The following is a 16,376-nucleotide window of genomic DNA, read 5'->3' as shown; positions in this document are numbered from 1 at the left end:
CTCCAGGAAGGGATGCCTTAAAGCTTGAAAAGACGGGCGGCGTTGCCGTAGCAGACCTGATCACGTGTCGCAGCGTCCAGCGGTGCGGACTCGATGAACTCAACCGCCTGCGCCGTCGATTCATAGGGATAGTCGACCGAAAACATCACGGCTTCGGGGCCCATTTCCGCAATGGCGCCGATCAAGGCCGGATGAGAACAGACACCTGAGGTCGTGATCAGAATATTGGAACCTATGTATTCCGAGGGTGCGCGCTGCAAGGTCACGCCATAGGGATAGGCGGCAAAACGGCTGTCAAAACGCCAGCGCTGGAAGGGCAGCCCCTCGCCCATATGACCCAGAATGACCTTGACCTTGGGGAAACGGTCGAACACGCCGCCAAACAAAAGGCGCAAGGCATGCGTGCCCGTCTCGACGCCCCATCCCCAGGTTGCCCCGGCCAATTCGGGATGGCCCTTGAAAGCATGCGGCAACACATAGGCATCGAAAGGGTGCAGATACAAGGGCACATCCAGCTCCTGCATCTGCTCCCAGAAACGGTCGTACATGGGGTCGTCGTAATAAACGCCCTGGGTGTGGCCATTGACCAAAGCCCCTTTGAAACCCAAGTCACGCACCGCGCGCGTCAGCTCTGCCGCCGCCGTTTCGGGGTCGTGCATGGGCAGGGTCGCAAACCCGCCGAAACGATCGGGATGCAGGGCTATCTGCTGCGCGAGGAAATCATTGTTTTCGCGGGCGCGCCGCAAGGCCACCGCGGCATCCGGCTCGCCTTGCACGCCAGGCCCGGTTTGCGACAGGATCACATAATCAATGCCCGCCGCGTCCATCTCTGCCAGACGCCCCTCACCGATATCGCTCAACCGGGCCACAAGCTCAGCCGTCGTCTTCGGGTCAAGATGCTGCACGAAGGCCTTCGAATAATCGCCGAAACCGACTGCGGTGAAATGCTCCTCGATGGCGATCTTTCGCACTTTTGTCATATGCCTGCTCCCTGGATAATGAATCGTGTGACGGCGCGGCTTCAAGGCCACACGCTTTAATCAGTACACTGAGAATATGGATACAGCCTGGCTAACCATAGGCTCCCCACCCCGTCTGCACGCGGGTAGGCACAAGCTACCCAGCATTGGAAAACTCAGCATACTGATTTTATATTCCGTATACTGATAATTGAAAGAAAAATATCGGCACCCTAGGGCTAACCTTTACTAGGCCAGCAACGGTGCCGAAGATGTCTGGCGGCCACGCCTGGCGCGACCATTCCGTACGACTTACATGCCTTTGACGATTGCGCGGCTGTATTGATTGTTTGCCTCCACCAGCGTGGACAGCAACTTCATGAAGATTTCTTGATTGCGAGGCGACAAGGGAGAGACCAAACGCTGTTGCGCGCGCGCCATCCCCGTCTGCAACAGACCCATGATCCGCAAACCCTCCTGCGTGATCACGGCCTGACGCGAACGTCTGTCATTGGGATTGACACGCCGGTTGACCAGCCCACGTTCCTGCAGACGTTTGATCACGTCGGCCGTTGTCGTGCGGTCCAGCCCCAATTCCATGCCGACAGCGGTTTGATCCAGCCAGGGGCTGAGTGACAGGGCCGTCAACACGCCATACTGGACCGGGGTGATGTTCTGCGTTTTGCACTCCTCATAGAAGAGCGCATAATGGATTTGGTTGAGACGCCGCACCAGATAGCCTGGCCGAGACCACAGCACCTGTTTGGTGGGATCAAATACGGTGTCGTCACCCGTCGGTGTGGTCGCACGCCGTTTCTTGGCCGCTTTTGTCTTCGCGTCTGCCATAGGCTTCAATTCGGGTCACAGAGAAATTAGTTTGTATACTGAATATTACATGACTCCGGACCGTGCTGGCACCGCAGCCTGACGATGCGGCCCCATGTAGCAGCCGGTCAAACATGACAAACCCTCCGACGGCGCCAGAGTGCGCAGGCTCTGCCGGCGGCATGGCGACAAACACTTGTAGTAATAATTTGACAAGACGCTCGGCGCATTTCATAATCACGTTCTTTCCCGGATCATGATTTTCTGGCACGGGAATGCAAATACTTGAAGTGAAAACGCGTGGGGTAAAAATGCGTGGGGTGAAAACACCCGCAGTCAAAACACCCGCAGTAGCGCACTTCACACATTTGCCTGCCGGCGCAATGGCAGAGTGGTTATGCAGCGGATTGCAAATCCGTGTACGTCGGTTCGATTCCGGCTTGCGCCTCCAAATACAGCAAGGCCCGCAGCGATGCGGGCCTTTTTCTTTCTCTTTGCTGTGTGGGGATTTTCTGACATACCCCCCCCGACTATCCATGCAAGATAGTGTCAATAGTCGTATCGGAGGCCAGAGCCCTGCCTTGCGCGGGGCTTTGTTATTTGGGCTGGGCTCGCGCCTACTTGCTCAGGCCATCATAGATCCGCTCGCACGTCAGCCCCGCTACGCCGTACAGAGGCGCGCCCACGTCTCATTGCCCTCGAAAGTCTGACGCCGAATCGGCCACGGCGTCAGATCGACCGCGTAGCCGAAGCAAACCAAATCGGTTTGGCGTGGTCGCGGTGCCCAGCCCCATACTTGCTGCCGAGTGCTCGCCCCAGCCCCCCCATCACGCGTTACGGCGTTTTCATGCCCACCGCGCCCGAGCCCGCTCCTATCGGCGTACGTTAAACTGCGCAGACGTTCTCTTGCGCTCTTGACTTGATTTGCTAGAATGGGCTATGGACATTCGTCTTGATCACCTCCTCGCCAAGCTCACCGCCAGCAAGCCAGCGGTGGACGACGCGCGCGCGACGATACGTGCCATAGGCGAAGACCTGATTGCCAAACAGCGAGCGCTTGAGTCCAAAAAACAAGAGATACAAAAGGACATCAAACGTGGATCAAGACTCACCAAGCATAGATTTTCTCTATGACTTTCTGTACGTGGACACGCCGCGTGTCCACTCATGGTTGGCTCAGCTTTTTGATGAAGGCGTCTTAAAGACTTTTAAGCACTCGTCTTCCACTTCCGACACCGCAGAAGGCACTGTGGGCATCAAAGCCGTGATGCAAGGCGGCTTGAAACACAACGGAACCGTTACCGAAGGGCAAGAGCGAGTTTACGACGCAGAATGGAGCCTGCCCATTCTACTTATCGACCGCCTAGATGAAATCGGCCATGTCACGAAGAACATCCTGTCAGCCAGGATTGGCGATTTAGTGATGGTCGCTGGCCGCATGGAACTTACCGATGTGCAGACACTGCAAAAGATGTGGAGCCCAGCAATCAAAATCATGATTGCTGAGCAAAAAGTAACTCACGCCAATAAGCAGGAACTGTCCAAGCTCAAAGAACTGATGGCTCATTTCGGAGAGGCTATCGCGGCCATGCCTCCGGATGCGCAGTTGTACATGAGAGATCGCACCGAGGCAGCCGTATGGGCAAGCCTCCGAGCCGAGCACACCATCATCAATACCTCCACGTTGGCGTTAGCCCACGGCGCTGCAATAGCGGGAGAGTGGATCATGCTCGCTGTTTTGGATTCAAAGCCTGACTGGGAAAACCCCTTTGCGGAGGGCGGGCCCATGATAAATACGTCAGACATGGCAGAAAGCATGCATGGCGTCCTAAATTTGGTGCGAAAACTCGCCGGTAGAAGTCCAACTGCTTATGCGGTGACGCCTGTGGCGATCTTCCGCCCGGTACTCCGCGCAGCAGCCGACACCCTCCCTGCCAATTCGTAGCGTTTATTTTCCTCGGCACAGCAGGCGCCAAGTCTCATTGCCCTCAAGCACCTGGCGCCTCACCGGCGCCGGCGTGGCGTCAACCTGCGCGGCAGAATCAAAATAGATCGGCCGCGCGTGGTCGCAATACTCAACCCCCACCCTTGCCGCCGGGGCCGCGCACCCAGCGAGACTTAAGCTCAGCAGCGATAGCATCATCATCCTTGCGGGCCACGTCCATTTGCACATCACGCACCTACTGGCTGGCCTGTGCCGCCCTTATTGAGCACCTAGCGCCGTATAACGAGCGAGACTCTACCGGCGCATAGCGTCGTAGATCCGCTCACACGTTAACCCCGCTACTCGGGCACGGTCTGCAATTGCTGCAAGCTCCGTAGCTCGATCGCTAACCCGGCCGAGCATGTAGGCGAGCAGATCGGCGCCAGCGGCCCCTGGCGGGCTTCCGTTGGCAGCGGCGGGATCTCGATCTGCTGCGGCACGAGCCAGCGCGTTTGCGCGGGAGCGCAGCCGGTCACGCTCATTACGAGCGCCAGCGGCATCAGCAACCGCAGCAGCAGCCAGTCGTTGGGCTTTATCACGCTCATCCTCCATTGCGGCAGTGCGCCGTCTTCCTTCCTCTCTGGCCTCCTCGATGGCGGCCACCGTTGCCTGCGCCTGACCATCACGCTCGATGGCAAATGCCGCCGCCTGTGCGGCTATCACGGCATCCTTGCGCCATCCCTGGGCCATCCAAGCGGCACCAGCGGCCAGCGCAGCAATCAACACCATCGCAATCACTGCAAATCGGACAGGCATATCCGCATCTCCGCATCGCGCCGCCGCTCAAGGCCGCGCAGCTTGTTGCCGCCCGCGTAAACCCACCGCGGCAGCTCACGGCAAGCCCCGGCCAGATCACCAGCGCGCAACTTGCGCGTCAGCGTAGACCCGCCGTATGCACCAGGCCCGACGTTGTACACAAAGCTGGCCAGCGCCACCCGCACGCTGTCCGGCAGCGGGCGCGGCACAGATCCGTCCACTACGGCGAGCGCCCGGCGCACCTCCTGCTCAGTCAGCGCATCGCATCGCTCAGGCGTGGCCACGTCGCCCAGCTTTACCCCGTGCGTGTAGCCCTCGCAGATCGTCGGGATTCCGATCGGGTCAACGTAAGCCACTAGAGAGCGCCCCTCCCAGGCGGCCACCAGGGCGATGGCTGCCGACACAACGCCTGCGGCGATCTTCCCCTTATCCATGGCGACCCCGGCGCACAATGGATACCACCCATGCGCAGGCTCGGCGGAACAGTGCGTTTTTTTCGTGTAGCTCCGGCAGCTTGATAGCGATCAGGATCAGCACATAGACCCCCCACAATACGGGCACTACCGCGCTAAATGTCGCCAGCCAAGCAGCAACGCCAGTCCCCGCGCTGATTGCCAAATTCAGCCCATCATTGTTCATTCGGATTGTCCTTTGTGGCATGGCTGCCTCTTTGTGGGCGTAAAAAAGCCCGCTCTAGGGCGGGCTGACACAGTATTTTGAGAAGCTGGCTTACGCCGTCGGTTCAACCGGCCAAACTGGGGATTCAGCTGAGACGTCAACACGCGACAACTCGACCCGATAGACGCGCCACAACTTTAGCGCCGCAACCTCCTGCTCCGTTGCGATGCCTAGGTCAACAGCATCCTGCAGTGTCGCGATATGCCCGTTAGCATCCGCTGTCATTTGCGATTTCTTGGCGATATTTCCAGCTACGACCGATGCGCGCCAAGCCGCCTCATCGCGAACCCATGCGCCAGAGTTCCACACGCTCCATGGATCAGGCCGGGCCTCGGTCGTAAGCCACCCCGGGATCGGCCCCAGGCCAGCATACGTGCCATCTTCGCCATGCTGGCGTCCTGGCTCGTAGGCTTGGCCGTCGCTAGTCCGATACAAAACCGCCCCTCGATTATCATCGACGGCCAACCAGCCCGAGTGATCCTCTCTCGGCCGGAATGCTTTCCCGGAGACCAGCTCAGGCGGAGCGATATCCACAGCCCCACCAGGTATGAGGTACACGCCAGACTCAAGTGGCGACTCGTCAGCGACCGTCGGACGGCAATAGCAGCCGTCGGCATCAAGCTGTGATACGACCTTGCCCGAATTAATACCAGAAGCTTCCATGTCTTTTCTCATTAATATTTGATGCAAGCGAGTAGCGCGACGTTGCGAGAGCGAGTCTCTGCGGCAGTTCTTGCGGCTTTGGACAAATCAAAATTTACAGACCCGCCGGAACCAGACGCGCCAGAACCATATACGCCTGTCGATTGGTTCGCGATAGAAAAAACGCCGTTGGCTGTTATCGACCCGCCAGCGCCGACCATAGTCCCAAACGCGCCTGTCACGTTTTGCAAAGAATCTTGTTGCGCACTGCCAAATGCGCGCCCCGGGTCAACGCCACGTCCGTCATCCCAGCCTCGGGGGAACTCCCCGCGAAGATCAGGCAACACGATATAAGCGCCGCTCGTACTGCGCGTCGTTGTTGGGTTAACTGGGTCTGTGCAGCGATACCCGAAGATCGCCGTCGCGTTTAGAGCGTCGCCACAGTAAATATTTGCTGCGAGTGCCGCATAAGCAGCAACAGACACGGCCGCTCCATTAGCCTTTAGCCAGCCAAACGGTGCATTGCTCATCGCAAAATATCCTACGATCCCAGCTGGCAATGCCTGATAAATGGAAGTCTGCACAAACGCTGTGTTCGCGAGCTGAGTGGTATTGGTCCCAGGCGCAGCGGTTGGAGCGGTTGGCGTGCCGGTAAAGCTTGGGGAGGCAGCCAGAGCGGCGATAAAGTTGATCTTCAAGGCGTCGATGTCACCATTATCCATGACATCTTTGCCTGATTTTTCAGAAATATACTGGCCGATCATTGCTGCCACAAAGGCAGATTGCCGCGCAGCCTTATTCACCAATTTTGAACGAGCAACCCCCGGGATGTTGCCAGAAATGCGCTGCGGGTCCGCACTGTACTCATCCTGCGTTAACACATTAGTGTCGGCAGTGGCGAACTGGAGAAGCTGATTAATTGCCATTTTTACGTTCCCGTCGTTATTTCAATGCCCCAATTCCCGGCGTCCCAGCCCGCCAGGGCTGTGCTCTCTGCATCCCAAGCCAGCAATTGGCCATCAACTGGGGTAATGATGTAAAAATTGATGCGCACGCCCTCTGGCTTCAAGGGCAGATAGCCATTCGTCAGAAGTGCGCGAGTTACGATATCCAAAGGCTGGCCGGCAATCGCAACCGACATGGACATGTCTTGGTTGTCTTGGATGATGATGTGGGACTGCCCGCCAAAAGCCGCATCCCAGATCGCATACGCACCCGGGATACTCCCATCCCAAGAATTTGCGGCAACCTTTGCCTTCAGTAGCGTTCGATAGGATTCGTCCGGGAGAGAAATGAGGCCAGACTCAGGGTCGAATTGGCCTTTCCAAAGTCCGGATGACCACCCGACATCAGCCGTATCATCCCAGGTGAAATACAGCCCGGTGAGCGGTATATCAACGAACCGTGAGCGCCCGATCCATTGACCAATGTGGTCTAGCTGGGCTCCTATGGCAGCGTCAAGATCAAATGCTTGCGTATAGCTGCCGAGGAAATGAAACAGAGAGCAGAATGGCTGTGTGTTGTTAAAAACAACTCCCATGAACTTAGGGCGCTGGCTGTGTTCGCTCGTGATTTTGGCTGTGTATTTATTTTCAGCCATTGGACCCTCACGCTGTTACGTTAAGAGTTATGCCTGCAGCATCGCACTCGGGCAACTCATCGATGCTGATCTCCACGTTCTCAGCTGCAGGTGCGGCATTATCGCGAGCTACAAGGATCGAAGTAATGGAGAACGTCTCTCCTGATGCTTGCCCTGGCAGGTTTGCCGGTGTGTACAGCTTCGTATACAGTACGTCAGCGCCTATCCCAAGCGCGTTTATATAAGAAGCGACAGCGGCTTTAATCTGATCGCCATAGGGCGTTGAATACCCCTGCAAGGCTTGGATATTAACGATAACCGAAATCGAAACAACCTTAGGCCGGAAAAAACGGATGGTATTAGGCACTCCGTACGCGTCGTAAACCATCACCTCAGTGTTGCCGTGTGTATATGTTCCCGGGGTTTTATGAACGGCAATCGCCTGCGCGATCTCGAAAGCATCCCCCCCTTCCGCAACTATCGCAATAGAGTGCGGCGGGAGCCCGTCCGCAGAAATAGCATTTGCGTCGTTCTCATAGCCTTTGAACCGCGTGACACCCCTGACATTCCCAACAGCACCAACGGTTCCATCAAGCACTGATCGCGACGGCAAAGCAGTGGAAAACGTTTGCCTGTTCCGCAGCTCGGCGTCAGTTTCCACCGCGGCTCCTGGCGTAGCGGAAAGCGGGTTAGTTACCGACTGCCAGCCTCTAGTGGGCGTTCCAATGCGAGTAATTGAGCCCGGAACTGCTGAAATAGCGCCGAAATTTTGCGCAGTTGCAGTGACAGTGACTGCGCCAGATAGAGGGATAGTCACAGATGGCGGCAAACTCCAGCGGTTATTAAAGTTATCTAGGGCCTGGCCATTTGAGATTACCGTACCTGCCTGTCCAGTTACCGTGAGGTCTACTGTAGATTTCGTGGCTACACGCCGCCGGATGCCGTTAATCTTCACATTTGCGGATAATCCAACCCCTTGAGAGGTGCCAGGGGAAAAGGAGTTGTAAACTGCAGAGGCAAGTGACACGCAGTCATAGAAAGCAAGGGCAAAAACTCCGATCAGTTGACCGTCCTGGGAGTCTTCCTCAAGATAAATGTCGTTGCCATAAATCTCACGATACTTTCTTTTGATGTAATCAACGACGTCTTGATACGTAGGGCCATGAAACCCGGTTTCGTCGATATACGGCGTAATTGGAGTGCTCATATTGTCTGTTGAACCTGTATCTGGCCGTACGCAGTGGTGATCGTGGCGGTAACGGAAAGCTTGCGAGCCTCGCGATCCAGAACGCTTCTATACGCATCTACCCTAAGAACGCCGGTCGTTTCAAGAATGCGAGCCATCAGAACCGCGTCGTAGCTGCTATCCGTATTTCGGCCCAAAATAAATGGCAGGTATGGAGTCCCGGCAGCCGTATTCGCAAACCATTCATTTGTCCATAACCTTAATCTGGTTCCAACCGCCTGTGCCGGGGCTTCAGGTACGTCTCTGTATAAATCTGCCTGACCATTCCCAAAAATATAATCACCAGCCTCATCCAATTTTCGATAGCGCATTTCCACCTCATACAACTTCCCCGGAATTGCTAGCCCCGGGCTGGACTCCAGAATGGCGGTGAGTGTCGTCTACGCGTTTACCGTTTGCGATGATCTGCCCAACCACGTTAAAAATACCGGTAATTTCTGCAGCACTTCCTGCCCCACCGCTGCCGATCAAACCGGCAACGTAGGTCAACAGACCATTCACAAGGACCTCGCCAGAAAAATTTGACTGCGGAGCTTGGACGTCAAATCCACCCGGCGCCACAATTTTTACCTTCCCAGTTGTTGGATCAAGCTCGATGAAGGTAAGGCCATCGTTGCTCCTTAACTGGGCTGAATTGGTGCTAATACCGTTTATTTTGGTCACTTGCGAAAACAGACCCGGTATTGCAATGGCGTCACTAAGGCTGTGCATTCTGGCGTCCATCGCCGGACCGACTTGCCCTGTTTGCCACCAGCCATCAATGCATCGGCTAGAGAAAACAAGCAAAACTTCATCACCGGCAGAGATGGGGAAGGTCAGAGTGCATCCCCCGCCACGAGGAAACGCTACTGGAACGTCCTGTAGCACTGGCAGATTGACCGTTGAATAAGCGCCCGTGGCTGCCTGTACAGTCCCCTGCACTACCGGCTGAGCTGCCAACGTCACAGTTTCTGGGTCGAAGGAAACCACGATTGCCGGGATAGCAGTTTGCACGCCCGATTGACGTGCCTCCAAAGCAGCTCGAATAGCCTCCTCTGGATCGTTCCAGCGCTCTCGTCTATCCATTATTCGGCACCACCGTAAGAATTGACCTGCTCATCGGGGCTGTTCCATCAATTGCTTGGCAGATTGAATCGGTGTACCAAGACTGGCCGCGCGTATCGCCGATGTGTGTAACCGCTAGAGCCTTGTATTTCCCATCCTGAGCAATACTGGGGAAGTAATTAAAAGCGGTATAGGCAACGTTAATCTGTGCCTCCTGAACACTCCCGTTGTTGATCTGAATGCCGCGCCCAATGAAGATGTTAGGGTTTAACAAGCATCTGACATGAATCCCGTTGATGGTCTGCTCAGGAAACCCGATCAGCCCGGTCTTGGATGTCAAGACAACGGTATCCCCTGGGATATACCCAGAAATCGGTATGAGATACAGCCGGTTGTCATGGATAGACCAAGAGCATCCAACCATCTCAGCCAATTCCCTCAAGCGATCCCGCACCATTCCATAGAAAGATGTGGCTCGCGGGTACACGGTGGCTGGAAACGGTGGCGCATAACCTGCCGTAACCCCGTACAAAGAGAGTTCTTGCAGAAGTGCGTTGTACAATTCCGCTGCCGTCCAGCCAGCTGCAAGCGTAAAGTTGGCGACAGCGAAGTTGTAAGCCATATCGCCATTAGCGGCGGTGATATCCAGATACTTGTCTATCGAAGTTTCTTTGCCGCGACGGATTTGTTTTACATCTCCAGAAAAGATTGTCCCGAAATTGCCCTCGTACCCGGCCCGCAAAGTAACCTTGGCAAACTCTTTCTGGATCCGCTGAGCGGTGTTATCGCTCAAGTTGTAAACTCTAATTTGAGCTGCGGCAGGGGTTTGCACATCAGCAGCCGATATCACAAACTTGAAGTGAAGCTCAGAGATGTCCAACTGGTCTCCGGACGCATTCTCCAGCGCAAGGGCGGACTTACGCAGCCATTGAATCGCCATCGCCTACTCCGTTACGTAATACATCAATGATTCTTTGCCAAGACCATCGTAAGTCGGGTAGATCAGAGCAGCCCCATCAGTGAGCACAACCAGCCCGCCACCGATTCCAAGGTAGTCGAACTGCCGAAGAAGATTTACGCCCGGGATAAGCGGCATGCCGCAAAGAATTGGGTTGTTAAGGCTATCCAAGATATCCAAAACCCAACCCTGCGGATCGCGCCATACGATACGGAATCGGTATTCCACATTCGACAGAACAATCGGGAAAGTCTGAGCACGGTTAGCTAATGGTATTTTGAAGACGTTCATGACTTGCTACCCGGCAGCCCTTCGACAGCATTAATTCCATCAGGAATGGCCAGAAGCGGCTGCGGCTGCTCAATAGGAAATACCTCCACATTTCCTGTTACTTCAGGATTAGATTGATCCTCGTGAGGTGCCGCTGCCGTCAAATATGTCGGCACAGTGATGATCTGACGGCAGATAGCCGAGATATACAGAACATCGTTAGTGATAATGTTCGTCTCAACTTTCAAACTGACGATAAGCATGTTGTTGTAAGCACGCTTACCAGTGATCAGATCGAAAGGCTCCCTCGACTCCTGTAAAGCCAGTAACTTTTGGTAGACATCTTCAACCGAAACTGTAAGGCCGCCCCGCATTACGTTATTGACTGCTGAGCTGTTGGACCACCCATACCGCAGTGCCACTTCAGCCGGTTTCTTGAATGCATGATCCGAAATCGAAGCCCCTTGCTCCACAGGATGGTCCGTGACGATTAAGTCGTCACTGTGAATCTCTTCCACTGCCACATCCGGGATTACATCTGCAATAGATCGCTTGCGCCGGATAAAGATTGAGCTTAGAACGTCACCAACCATCATCGCGTTGCCCCTCTTAAATTCCGGATTGCATCCGACCCGATAGCCCGCTGCTGCCGCGCCACCTCGTTAGCAGTGGCATAAGGGTCTTCCGTGCCAGCCACGCTAATTTGCACGTTTTGAGTAAGGTTTACCGTAGACATTCCAGCAGCCTGCGCGATCATGTCGTTGCTGTAAGGGTTGCGTCCGTTCTCGTACTCCACAACGCCTCGGATAAGTGCAGCTAGCGCAGAGGGATCGGAATTAACGTCGAATTTTGTGCTCGTGCCGATACCCATCTTCTGCGCCAGATAATTGGCGTAGGCGCCGGTATCATTCTCGCTGGCGGGGGCATAGGTGTTGACAATCGACTGAATGCTGTTCAGCCCGCGCTGGCCATAGCGTCGCAACTGCGCGGCCAGTGCATTCAACCCCTCTTGAGCACTGGAAAACGTAGCAAATCGGCCGTTGGCTTCTTTGCTTGCTCCCGCCTGCCCTACATAAACCAGATTGCCAGGGTTGTTATTGCGAATGCCCCGGGGGTCTTTTGAAGAAGGTGAATATCCATCACCAGCCGGTCTCGCCGCTTGGCGTGCTTTGCGCTGATCAATGACAGCCTTTGCGCCTGCCAGATCGCCCTTCAGCAACGCAGCACCAATCCCAGCCAAATCCCCTGCCTCGTCCACCGTAGACTGCAAGAACTTGTCTAGGTTGCCCATCCCCAATTTCTTGAAGATAGGCTCAATGACCCGCCAAACATCCTGGGTTGCATCGCCAAGCCGCTTGAACTGGGCGGCTGCATCCGATAAATCCAGATGGCCGAATGCCTTATCGGCCTCTTCGCCGAATTCCTTGATGTACTTAACTGCATCGCGGACATATGGCCCTATTGCAGTCCCAATCCGGCCAAGCAAGTTCAAGAAACCGCCCGCCGTATCCCCGAGAAGAACAATAATCTCGTTGATCTCTTGAAAGTTCTCGCGCACGAGCCTCTGGAATCGCTGAACGATATCGCCCAGGCCCTTCAGCAGACTCGTGCCGGCCTTCTTGGACAGAATGTCAAACGTCGCGCCCAAGAGGCGCAACTGGTTCATGAACTCCTTGCTGTCCTTGGACGCCTCTTCAGCGTCAAGGCCCGCATCCTTAAGCATCGCCTGATACTCGGCGCTGAACTCGCCCAGGCCGCGCTGCAAGGCCATCAGGGTATTTTCATCGATACCCAGAACGTCCGCGTAAGCCTTTGCCCGATAGTAGGGCATCGCCTTCAGACGCTCCCCAAGATCGGTCAGGACCTCCCCGGTGTCCTTGAGCTGCCCGTTTGCATCGCGGGTCTGCACCCCGATGCTTTGAATCAAGTTCTCCGAACCAGGCGCGCTACGGATCAAGCGCGCAAGGTTTTCCAGCGAACCACGCAGGGCATTCGCTGACGACCCAGCCTGGCCGGCGGCGAACCCCAAAGCCAGAATATTCTGCGAGGATGTTTTTGTGCGCTGGGAAGTGTAGTAAATCTCCTCCAGCCCCGCCGCCATCTTTGCAGTAGCAGCAACAACCGCCGCTGCAGCTGCGGTTGCGGCCGTACCCAGGGCAATAACGCGCTTGGTTGACTTCTCGACCGTTTCAACAAAACGGCGCTCACCCTTGTCGTCGATCTTCCAGCCCAAGCTAACCAGAAACTCGCGGATAATATTCTGGTCAGCCATGCCGTTGCCTCGCTCTATCTAAATTTTCTGCCCTGACATCAAGGGCGTCATTCATGAGTGACACGTCGGCGAGATCCAAAGTGCCATCTTTCAGGCTCTCGTACCTGCATATCCCTTCGAGAACTGGCCTCAAAAGCCAATCCTCGCCGCCCGGAAGCGTCTCGACGCGCACCCCATAGCCAGCAATTACTGGCCGGCGGTAAGGAGTGCGCTGAAAGTATTTCCCAAGTTGACCTTGATGACCTCGGCAGTCAGGCGAAGCAGTCCCACCATATCGATGTCATCGAACATGCAGTTGCCAGAGCTGAACACTGGGGCCGCAGTCTTATTCCCAGTCTTGCGCGAGACAACCCCCAGGCAGGTACCGATGATCAGTTCGGTATCCTCGTCAGACAACTTGGATACCGCGAGAACCATGGGCTCCACGGCCTGTTTGAAGTCAAGCGTTTTCCCTTCAGATGCCATTGCCATATCGGCCAACCCAGTCAGGATCGGTGCCACCCGCCGGGCGACATGCAATTGCTTGAAGGCGCTCAGCTTGCCAATGCTGTACTGGTGACCGCCGTATTCAAAGTCACTCATTTAGAAAACCCCCTGCGTCTTATCGATCTTCCCAGCGTCGAACGTCCATTCAACAATCTGGCCTTCTTTGGCGTATACAGCTTCCGGTTGGCGCTTGAAGGCCACGCCACGGCACACCACCTGCTCACCGGTCCCTGTGATCGACACGGTGATGATGTTCTGACCGTGCAGCAACGAGCTGGCCGTCTGCGCGTTATAGGCCAGCTGCAACTTGGCATTGACCGGGCTTGTCTTCAAAACACGCACAGTCACCGTTCCAGACTTGTCGGCGTGCAGCGAGTGCATGTACTCGCCATCGGCACCAATAGTCATGGTGTTCTTGTCACCGACTGGGGTGATGGTGATCCCTTCCTCTGCCGTCCCAGCTCCGTAGCCCAGGTCGAATACGCCAGTCGGGCCAGTCAAGGTGGCGTTGACATCAATGAAGCTATATGCCTGAGTCATCTGCTACCCCTTAGCGATTGACGTTGATGATGATATTGACGAAGTGAACCGCACCGGCCAACTTGATCGCGCACTGAATCACGGGCGACTTGCGGGCCTCTCGGTCGGCTTGCGATTGCGTAGCGACGGGCGGCGCATAGGTGTAGTAGCCGGCCGGTAGATAATCTCCACGATTCAAGGCGCCGAAGCCATCAGCGTTCCATTGACCAGGCGCGACCAGGCCGTTGGCGACAGCTTGGTCCATGCGCGAGTTGATCGTATTAACGATCTGGTTGATGCCGCCGTCCGTCTGAGGAATCCTGGTCGTGCTGGTGTAAAGCAGGTTGTAGACCGCCGTTTGCACGTCGTTTTGCAACCAGTCCGTGCCATGCACTTCGTCGAAGAAGTACCCGTTGGCCATAACGCCTTGCTGGATGATTGCCGTGTTGTTGTAGTTGACAAAGACGTTGCAGTTCTTCGCTGTCAGGGCAGCCGCCTGGGAAGCAGTCAGGTTCTCGGCACCCACGGCCGGCTCTTGCTTGAACTTGAGCGTAATGACCGTGTTGTTGCCCTGGAAGTTGACCGTAAACGCACGCCCGTACAGCGAGGCTGACGCATAGGGCGAGCTGGACGAGTACTGAATGAACGTGCGCTTCAGCTTAGCCGCTTTCAGCTTACTGGCGATATCCGTGGACAGCGTTCCATCCAGGATTGCAGTGCTTTGCGACGTGACACCGTAGATACGGGTCGGGCTGGCCGACTCGATATAGGCGGCAACCGCCAGATGATCGTCATCGGTTATCGTTGCCGTGGTCGCGGTCATCGACCCATACCACGCCGTCGATGCATTGCCTAGGGCCTGATACGCCTCCAGCATCGTCTCAGCAGCAACGCCAGGCACGGGCACGGCAGATTGTGCTTGCGTCAGGCCAAGAAGGCCGGAAATATCAGTGCCGGTCGTGTTCGCAGTTGCATAGCCCACCGAAGAAGACGCGCCAGTGGTGGAACTCGTGACGATAAACCTGTCGCTTGCCCCATCCCACGTTACAACAGCGCCCGTCAGCAAGGAATTGATCTCTGAGGCGACACCGTTCAGGTTCGTCTCAGCCGAAAAGTCAGCGCCAGTGATGGTTTTTTCAACGCCATCAACAGTAATCTTCATTGAGCCATCGGTAACGCTCGTGAAGTTCGACATTGCCTGTTGCCCATTGGCAAGTATCGCGCCACGCAGAAGGCCCGCAGTCGCGGTTTGCGCCCAGCGGCCGATGTACAAAATCGACGGCTGGGGCGATTGCGAGAAGAACAGATTGGCGGCCAGGTATTCGGCCGCAGTCGCGCCAAAGTCGTTTGCCACACCATCAATGTCGCTGTACTGGCGGATGCGCTCCTGAACGTCAATCACGGAAGATGTGCCGACAATCATCAGGGCGCCGAAGTCCCGAGTAGCAGCAGCCAGCGGGGACATGACTATCTGCACGTTCACTACGTCGCTGACGGGCAATCCTTGAGCCATGGAATACTCCAGAAAAGAAAAAGCCCGCTATAAGCGGGCCTTGGTTGTGTTTGTTCGGGCTAAGGGACGTTGATTGAATTCGTCAACCCGTTGTCTGCCTCTATATCGCCCTGAGCTTCCAGGATGTTCAGCACCGGGTAGGTGCGAACGATCATGCGCCGGAACCTGAAGGACAGATCCCACCGCCTGATCCACTGCTGGTTGTAGAAATCGGCGGCCTGGCGCAAAGGGCCAGACTCGATGAGCGTCAGCCCAGCACGCTTCAGCGTTTCGTTGTTCTGCTGCACGTAAGCGCCGTCTCGCGCCATATCTGCGTACTGCATGGAGTTCGGCCCGTAGAACGAACACAGAACCCGCAATTCCTGCTGCCTCTGAAGCGTGCCGGAGCCATCCCCGGTGCCGTTATGCCGGATCGTCGGGAAGTCCTCGGACAGCGTTTCCATGACGCCGAACGCCACCCAATCAACATTCTGCTCGGGCTGCTTAGGCACAGTCGGTTGCCACCTCGGACGCACGTACTGCCCGTCGATCCCGGTCAGACCCTTTAAATAGGCCTGCAACAGCCGGTCAAGCTGCTGGTCCTGGGTTGGCGGCGTAGGCGCTACGGGAGCGAGATAACCCCCGGTCGCTGATGTATTGGCCATG

The 16,376-nt window shown here is 55.9% G+C and carries 22 protein-coding genes and 1 tRNA gene; 3 read left to right on the top strand and 20 right to left on the bottom strand.

From position 1 onward, the window contains the following. Positions 1-17: 17 nt before the first annotated feature. Both U0029_RS03715 and U0029_RS03710 read right to left on the bottom strand, forming a co-directional pair. Positions 18-980 (bottom strand): amidohydrolase family protein, encoded by a 963-nt coding sequence (locus tag U0029_RS03715; RefSeq protein WP_012418387.1) that lies wholly within the window; start codon positions 978-980, stop codon positions 18-20. A gap of 291 nt (positions 981-1,271) precedes the next feature. Further along, positions 1,272-1,805, bottom strand: a complete 534-nt coding sequence (locus U0029_RS03710) for a MarR family winged helix-turn-helix transcriptional regulator (protein ID WP_012418388.1) — start codon at positions 1,803-1,805, stop codon at positions 1,272-1,274. A 356-nt stretch (positions 1,806-2,161) separates the two neighbouring features. Here U0029_RS03710 and U0029_RS03705 point away from each other — a divergent pair. The 3 genes from U0029_RS03705 (at position 2,162) to U0029_RS03695 (ending at position 3,729) form a co-directional block, all read left to right on the top strand. Further along, positions 2,162-2,235: transfer RNA gene (locus U0029_RS03705), tRNA-Cys, on the top strand. A 488-nt stretch (positions 2,236-2,723) separates the two neighbouring features. After that, positions 2,724-2,918 (top strand): hypothetical protein, encoded by a 195-nt coding sequence (locus tag U0029_RS03700; protein WP_114852974.1) that lies wholly within the window; start codon positions 2,724-2,726, stop codon positions 2,916-2,918. Then, positions 2,881-3,729: a DUF6414 family protein gene (locus tag U0029_RS03695; protein ID WP_147294789.1), complete on the top strand. Its 849-nt coding sequence runs from the start codon at positions 2,881-2,883 to the stop codon at positions 3,727-3,729. The genes U0029_RS03700 and U0029_RS03695 overlap by 38 nt, the downstream gene beginning before the upstream one ends. 294 nt (positions 3,730-4,023) lie before the next feature. On the opposite strand, the gene U0029_RS03690 is transcribed toward U0029_RS03695, so the two are convergent. The 18 genes from U0029_RS03690 to U0029_RS03615 form a co-directional block, all read right to left on the bottom strand. Next, complete coding sequence (locus tag U0029_RS03690) at positions 4,024-4,458, bottom strand: DUF2514 family protein (RefSeq protein WP_236824243.1); 435 nt, start codon at positions 4,456-4,458, stop codon at positions 4,024-4,026. Positions 4,459-4,502: 44 nt separating this feature from the next. Next, positions 4,503-4,958 (bottom strand): lysozyme, encoded by a 456-nt coding sequence (locus tag U0029_RS03685; protein WP_115600671.1) that lies wholly within the window; start codon positions 4,956-4,958, stop codon positions 4,503-4,505. Continuing rightward, on the bottom strand, positions 4,951-5,163 hold the full coding sequence (locus tag U0029_RS03680; protein ID WP_039051913.1) for a hypothetical protein: 213 nt from the start codon (positions 5,161-5,163) through the stop codon (positions 4,951-4,953). The genes U0029_RS03685 and U0029_RS03680 overlap by 8 nt, the downstream gene beginning before the upstream one ends. Before the next feature lie 90 nt (positions 5,164-5,253). Further along, positions 5,254-5,865: a tail fiber assembly protein gene (locus tag U0029_RS17260; RefSeq protein WP_162790408.1), complete on the bottom strand. Its 612-nt coding sequence runs from the start codon at positions 5,863-5,865 to the stop codon at positions 5,254-5,256. Between the two features lie 11 nt (positions 5,866-5,876). Further along, positions 5,877-6,770, bottom strand: coding sequence for a tail fiber protein (locus U0029_RS03675; protein ID WP_114852892.1), 894 nt, complete (start codon positions 6,768-6,770; stop codon positions 5,877-5,879). A 2-nt stretch (positions 6,771-6,772) separates the two neighbouring features. Continuing rightward, the gene (locus tag U0029_RS03670; protein WP_114852891.1) at positions 6,773-7,444 is read right to left on the bottom strand and encodes a DUF2612 domain-containing protein; all 672 of its coding nucleotides are present in this window, start codon (positions 7,442-7,444) and stop codon (positions 6,773-6,775) included. A gap of 7 nt (positions 7,445-7,451) precedes the next feature. Next, positions 7,452-8,630, bottom strand: coding sequence for a baseplate J/gp47 family protein (locus U0029_RS03665; protein ID WP_114852890.1), 1,179 nt, complete (start codon positions 8,628-8,630; stop codon positions 7,452-7,454). Beyond that, positions 8,627-8,980, bottom strand: coding sequence for a hypothetical protein (locus tag U0029_RS03660; protein WP_114852889.1), 354 nt, complete (start codon positions 8,978-8,980; stop codon positions 8,627-8,629). Before U0029_RS03660 ends, U0029_RS03665 begins: the two co-directional genes overlap by 4 nt. A gap of 7 nt (positions 8,981-8,987) precedes the next feature. Then, the gene (locus U0029_RS03655; RefSeq protein ID WP_114852888.1) at positions 8,988-9,734 is read right to left on the bottom strand and encodes a Gp138 family membrane-puncturing spike protein; all 747 of its coding nucleotides are present in this window, start codon (positions 9,732-9,734) and stop codon (positions 8,988-8,990) included. Continuing rightward, the gene (locus U0029_RS03650) at positions 9,727-10,653 is read right to left on the bottom strand and encodes a phage protein (protein ID WP_114852887.1); all 927 of its coding nucleotides are present in this window, start codon (positions 10,651-10,653) and stop codon (positions 9,727-9,729) included. Before U0029_RS03650 ends, U0029_RS03655 begins: the two co-directional genes overlap by 8 nt. Positions 10,654-10,656: 3 nt before the next feature. Beyond that, positions 10,657-10,962 (bottom strand): phage baseplate plug family protein, encoded by a 306-nt coding sequence (locus U0029_RS03645; protein WP_114852886.1) that lies wholly within the window; start codon positions 10,960-10,962, stop codon positions 10,657-10,659. After that, positions 10,959-11,537, bottom strand: a complete 579-nt coding sequence (locus U0029_RS03640; RefSeq protein WP_114852885.1) for a phage baseplate protein — start codon at positions 11,535-11,537, stop codon at positions 10,959-10,961. Before U0029_RS03640 ends, U0029_RS03645 begins: the two co-directional genes overlap by 4 nt. Then, entirely contained in the window at positions 11,534-13,213 is a 1,680-nt protein-coding gene (locus tag U0029_RS03635) for a phage tail tape measure protein (protein ID WP_114852884.1), read from the bottom strand. Before U0029_RS03635 ends, U0029_RS03640 begins: the two co-directional genes overlap by 4 nt. Further along, the gene (locus U0029_RS17255) at positions 13,206-13,277 is read right to left on the bottom strand and encodes a DUF6889 family protein (RefSeq protein WP_407655215.1); all 72 of its coding nucleotides are present in this window, start codon (positions 13,275-13,277) and stop codon (positions 13,206-13,208) included. The genes U0029_RS03635 and U0029_RS17255 overlap by 8 nt, the downstream gene beginning before the upstream one ends. Positions 13,278-13,399: 122 nt before the next feature. Continuing rightward, positions 13,400-13,795: a phage tail assembly chaperone gene (locus tag U0029_RS03630; protein WP_114852882.1), complete on the bottom strand. Its 396-nt coding sequence runs from the start codon at positions 13,793-13,795 to the stop codon at positions 13,400-13,402. After that, positions 13,796-14,239, bottom strand: coding sequence for a phage structural protein (locus U0029_RS03625; protein WP_114852881.1), 444 nt, complete (start codon positions 14,237-14,239; stop codon positions 13,796-13,798). Positions 14,240-14,249: 10 nt separating this feature from the next. Further along, positions 14,250-15,731 carry a DUF3383 domain-containing protein gene (locus tag U0029_RS03620; protein ID WP_114852880.1) on the bottom strand — a complete coding sequence of 494 codons (1,482 nt, stop codon included), beginning with the start codon at positions 15,729-15,731 and terminating at the stop codon, positions 14,250-14,252. 59 nt (positions 15,732-15,790) lie between these two features. After that, positions 15,791-16,375 carry a phage neck terminator protein gene (locus U0029_RS03615; protein WP_114852879.1) on the bottom strand — a complete coding sequence of 195 codons (585 nt, stop codon included), beginning with the start codon at positions 16,373-16,375 and terminating at the stop codon, positions 15,791-15,793. Between the last annotated feature and the right edge of the window lies 1 nt (position 16,376).

The organism is Bordetella avium, from assembly GCF_034424645.1.
Lineage (GTDB): Bacteria > Pseudomonadota > Gammaproteobacteria > Burkholderiales > Burkholderiaceae_B > Bordetella > Bordetella avium.
This window is presented reverse-complemented; position numbering and strand designations above follow the sequence as displayed.

Excerpts from the sequence above, each read along its gene's own strand:
- U0029_RS03715 (WP_012418387.1), bottom strand. The coding sequence starts at position 980 with ATGACAAAAGTGCGAAAGATCGCCATCGAGGAGCATTTCACCGCAGTC.
- U0029_RS03710 (WP_012418388.1), bottom strand. The coding sequence starts at position 1,805 with ATGGCAGACGCGAAGACAAAAGCGGCCAAGAAACGGCGTGCGACCACA.
- U0029_RS03700 (WP_114852974.1), top strand. The coding sequence starts at position 2,724 with ATGGACATTCGTCTTGATCACCTCCTCGCCAAGCTCACCGCCAGCAAG.
- U0029_RS03690 (WP_236824243.1), bottom strand. The coding sequence starts at position 4,458 with ATGGCCCAGGGATGGCGCAAGGATGCCGTGATAGCCGCACAGGCGGCG.
- U0029_RS03685 (WP_115600671.1), bottom strand. The coding sequence starts at position 4,958 with ATGGATAAGGGGAAGATCGCCGCAGGCGTTGTGTCGGCAGCCATCGCC.
- U0029_RS03680 (WP_039051913.1), bottom strand. The coding sequence starts at position 5,163 with ATGAACAATGATGGGCTGAATTTGGCAATCAGCGCGGGGACTGGCGTT.
- U0029_RS17260 (WP_162790408.1), bottom strand. The coding sequence starts at position 5,865 with ATGGAAGCTTCTGGTATTAATTCGGGCAAGGTCGTATCACAGCTTGAT.
- U0029_RS03675 (WP_114852892.1), bottom strand. The coding sequence starts at position 6,770 with ATGGCAATTAATCAGCTTCTCCAGTTCGCCACTGCCGACACTAATGTG.
- U0029_RS03670 (WP_114852891.1), bottom strand. The coding sequence starts at position 7,444 with ATGGCTGAAAATAAATACACAGCCAAAATCACGAGCGAACACAGCCAG.
- U0029_RS03665 (WP_114852890.1), bottom strand. The coding sequence starts at position 8,630 with ATGAGCACTCCAATTACGCCGTATATCGACGAAACCGGGTTTCATGGC.
- U0029_RS03660 (WP_114852889.1), bottom strand. The coding sequence starts at position 8,980 with ATGCGCTATCGAAAATTGGATGAGGCTGGTGATTATATTTTTGGGAAT.
- U0029_RS03655 (WP_114852888.1), bottom strand. The coding sequence starts at position 9,734 with ATGGATAGACGAGAGCGCTGGAACGATCCAGAGGAGGCTATTCGAGCT.
- U0029_RS03650 (WP_114852887.1), bottom strand. The coding sequence starts at position 10,653 with ATGGCGATTCAATGGCTGCGTAAGTCCGCCCTTGCGCTGGAGAATGCG.
- U0029_RS03645 (WP_114852886.1), bottom strand. The coding sequence starts at position 10,962 with ATGAACGTCTTCAAAATACCATTAGCTAACCGTGCTCAGACTTTCCCG.
- U0029_RS03640 (WP_114852885.1), bottom strand. The coding sequence starts at position 11,537 with ATGATGGTTGGTGACGTTCTAAGCTCAATCTTTATCCGGCGCAAGCGA.
- U0029_RS03635 (WP_114852884.1), bottom strand. The coding sequence starts at position 13,213 with ATGGCTGACCAGAATATTATCCGCGAGTTTCTGGTTAGCTTGGGCTGG.
- U0029_RS03630 (WP_114852882.1), bottom strand. The coding sequence starts at position 13,795 with ATGAGTGACTTTGAATACGGCGGTCACCAGTACAGCATTGGCAAGCTG.
- U0029_RS03625 (WP_114852881.1), bottom strand. The coding sequence starts at position 14,239 with ATGACTCAGGCATATAGCTTCATTGATGTCAACGCCACCTTGACTGGC.
- U0029_RS03620 (WP_114852880.1), bottom strand. The coding sequence starts at position 15,731 with ATGGCTCAAGGATTGCCCGTCAGCGACGTAGTGAACGTGCAGATAGTC.
- U0029_RS03615 (WP_114852879.1), bottom strand. The coding sequence starts at position 16,375 with ATGGCCAATACATCAGCGACCGGGGGTTATCTCGCTCCCGTAGCGCCT.